General features: G+C 56.1%; 2 protein-coding genes and 3 pseudogenes. 2 read left to right on the top strand and 3 right to left on the bottom strand.

What is annotated here, in order from left to right:
• Positions 1 to 148: pseudogene (locus ELY13_RS14805) on the top strand (IS630 family transposase); the annotation flags it as partial.
• A 309-nt stretch (positions 149 to 457) separates the two neighbouring features.
• Here the strand turns inward: ELY13_RS14805 and ELY13_RS15785 are convergent.
• Positions 458 to 577 (bottom strand): annotated as a pseudogene (locus ELY13_RS15785) (PEPxxWA-CTERM sorting domain-containing protein); the annotation flags it as partial.
• Positions 578 to 1,309: 732 nt separating this feature from the next.
• Here ELY13_RS15785 and ELY13_RS14795 point away from each other — a divergent pair.
• Positions 1,310 to 1,518, top strand: a pseudogene (locus tag ELY13_RS14795) (transposase); the annotation flags it as partial.
• Between the two features lie 47 nt (positions 1,519 to 1,565).
• On the opposite strand, the gene ELY13_RS14790 reads toward ELY13_RS14795, so the two are convergent.
• Positions 1,566 to 1,760: a ribbon-helix-helix domain-containing protein gene (locus ELY13_RS14790; protein ID WP_241233746.1), complete on the bottom strand. Its 195-nt coding sequence runs from the start codon at positions 1,758 to 1,760 to the stop codon at positions 1,566 to 1,568.
• A 72-nt stretch (positions 1,761 to 1,832) separates the two neighbouring features.
• The gene (parA, locus tag ELY13_RS14785; RefSeq protein ID WP_126174639.1) at positions 1,833 to 2,456 is read right to left on the bottom strand and encodes a ParA family partition ATPase; all 624 of its coding nucleotides are present in this window, start codon (positions 2,454 to 2,456) and stop codon (positions 1,833 to 1,835) included.
• Positions 2,457 to 2,672 lie beyond the last annotated feature (216 nt).

The raw sequence follows: 2,672 nt of genomic DNA, 5'->3' as shown, positions 1-2,672 counted from the left end.
AGCCTTTTCACGGCTTAAGGCAATGCTGCGCAAGGCGGCCGAGCGATCTGTGTCCGGGCTGTGGAGCCTGATCGGCAAGCTCGTCGATCTCTTCCAGCCCGATGAGTGCGCCAGCTACTTCAGCTCGTGCGGCTATGAACCAGAATGAACGGAATCTGCTCTAGCGGCGTCCATCTCATCCAGCGATGATCCGGCGGACGGTGCACATCCGGCAAAAATGTACCGCTCCTGCCACTCAAATGATGCGACACCAGCTGCCCTCCTCTACGGAAAGCCCATAGAGTCAGCATTTAATGCACCTGTCCTCGCCTACCCGCACACGGGTCTCATCAGAAGGAGGCAGCTCAGTGGCTCTTTCTGGAGCGGAGATTGAATGCTCGAAACGGTAAAGTGGTATTGGCAGACAGCAAAACGCTGCCAGTCTACGACCAGCAGCGCTTACCGCATTGGCAGTCAATCAAGCGTACGAGACGGACACATTCGGTTTGCGCTTGGCCTTGCGCATGGCAAAGCCGATAGCCCCAAAACCAAGCAGCATCATTGCCCAAGTAGCAGGTTCCGGCACAACCCCCACAGAACTGTAAACTACAGCCGAAGATGCACCACCCAAATTTAAACTTACCGTGTCAAGATTGCTGGCATTCAGCAAAAAGAAGCCGGTTCCTTCAAATCCGCCTCGGCCGCCCCTTCCCTTATGGATGCCAATCCAGGTATTGCCATTAAGGACATCGGAAAAATCGAAAACGGAGCCGCTGGCATTTACCTTCGTCAGGTCAACCGAGTTCCAGTTGCCATTCCAAGTCAGACCAAGGGTCGCCAGCGCGTCGGTTTGATCCTGAACATGATTGGCATTGAGCAGATTGCCCTCGTACCATCCAGCGCAACTGACTGCGGCTGACGAAACATCCGTTACCGAGCAGCTGGAGATGATCGTTGCCGCTGACGCAGAGCTAAAACTCAAGAAACCTGCACCGCCGAAAGCAGCCAGCTTAGCGACCAATCCTAAATGCTTGAGCATGCCAGACCCTCATTCTCCCCAAGACGGGATAAGCTCTATTACTACGATGGACTAAATGCGCAAGATACTGACCGCACTGTTCGCGATTCACCACAACATAGAAGTTCATGGTAATTTTCCTAACGCCATGGCGGCGAACTGCAGTGGGCGAGCACGCGACTTATACCAGTTCCCATTGATCAGAATCTTCCAGGCCTGATTCGAAACTAAGTTGAGTATCATCAGTAGGTTATTTTGACGGCCGAGCCTGTCGTTGATTCAGGAATTCTGCGGAATCCTGGAAGATCAACGATGCGGGCCGATACCACCCGCGCCCTTCATCCGCGAACAGGACTTGGCTTTGCCAAAGGATTTGACCGATACCGAATGGGCGCTGCTGGAGCCATTCTTTCCTCCGCCATCGTTCGTCGGGCGACCGGGCAAGTGGCCGATGCGACGGATCGTCGAGTCGATCTTATTTGCCGCGCGGTAAACTGCCCTGGCGCAGGCTGCCGCCGTGCCTCTCAAAGTCTGGGATCGAACGAACCGTGCTGACGGTCGAGAGCGCCTAATCGCCGACCGGGCTCTCGCCGTACTTACGTAGCACGTCATTAAACGCCTCAGCCATCAGAGCTTGGAGGCTCATGTCGTTCTTCCGCGCGCACATATGCATAGCGAGGGACATCTGAGGACTGAAGTAGCCGGAGATTGCTTTCCGCCCCTGACGGCTTGGTGCGACGCTGGATTTCTCGTTGTGCGACACGGGGACTGGCTCAGGTTTTGTCTTCGGCTTGTCGGCCAGCTTAGCGAAACGGCTCACGATATTCTCCTCCGCTTACATGCCAACATGTTCACATACCCACGTGTACACTTGTTCAACTTCTTGCGCAGCTTTCCCGCCAGGCTCCGCTTCGAGCACAGTCTTACCCTCCGCGCTGGCATGGCGGTATACGGCGCGGTCAGTGAGGATGTAGGGGCATGCTTCTATGCCGAAGGTTCGTACGAGCTCTGACGCGTCCTCATACATCCGAGGGGCATTGGGGGGTCCGGCGGTAAAGACGATGTAGGCTCTCTTGCCCAGCATCTGAACCAGCTGTGCCGTTGTTTTGATTGCAGCCAAGTCGAAGGCGCTGGGCCGGCATGGAATAAGAACTAGGTCAGCCGCCTCCACTGCCCTGCTCGCCGCGCTGTCGGCATGAGGTGGGGTGTCCACCACAATGAACGTCGCACCCTGCTCCTTGGCCTGAGCAATCTTGGCTGCAATCCGAGGCGGCGCACTATCGATAACTTCCGGCGGTTTATCGCCGCGCCACTCAGCCCATTGCGTGGCGGTAGCCTGCGGGTCCGTGTCGATGATGAGTGAAACTTCCTTTGCCGCTTCGGCTGCAGCGGCCAAGTGCAAGGCAAGGGTGGTCTTGCCTGCCCCCCCTTTCTGGCTAATAATCGCGATTGTGGGCATGACGACTCCTGAACATGTTCACATGCTAGATTGTTCGCTGGAACTTCGCAAGCTGGGTTGAGCTTGGAGCCATTGTGTGGGTGGATCCGCGCCGACTCTGTTACTCCCATAAAAGCGAAGCGCTTCGATCAGTTCGAGACCTAGGCTCAGGACCCATTAAAGGGATTCCCAAAGCAGCGCAGATTTGATTCACAGGCGGCGCAAGGAGGCGCTGTG

Source organism: Altericroceibacterium xinjiangense (assembly GCF_003958635.1).
Classification (GTDB): domain Bacteria; phylum Pseudomonadota; class Alphaproteobacteria; order Sphingomonadales; family Sphingomonadaceae; genus Altericroceibacterium_A; species Altericroceibacterium_A xinjiangense.
The sequence above is the reverse complement of the archived record's forward strand: the minus strand, read 5'-3'. Positions and strand labels throughout refer to the sequence as shown.

Coding starts and splice junctions, on each gene's coding strand:
- parA (WP_126174639.1), bottom strand. CDS start 2,456: ATGCCCACAATCGCGATTATTAGCCAGAAAGGGGGGGCAGGCAAGACC.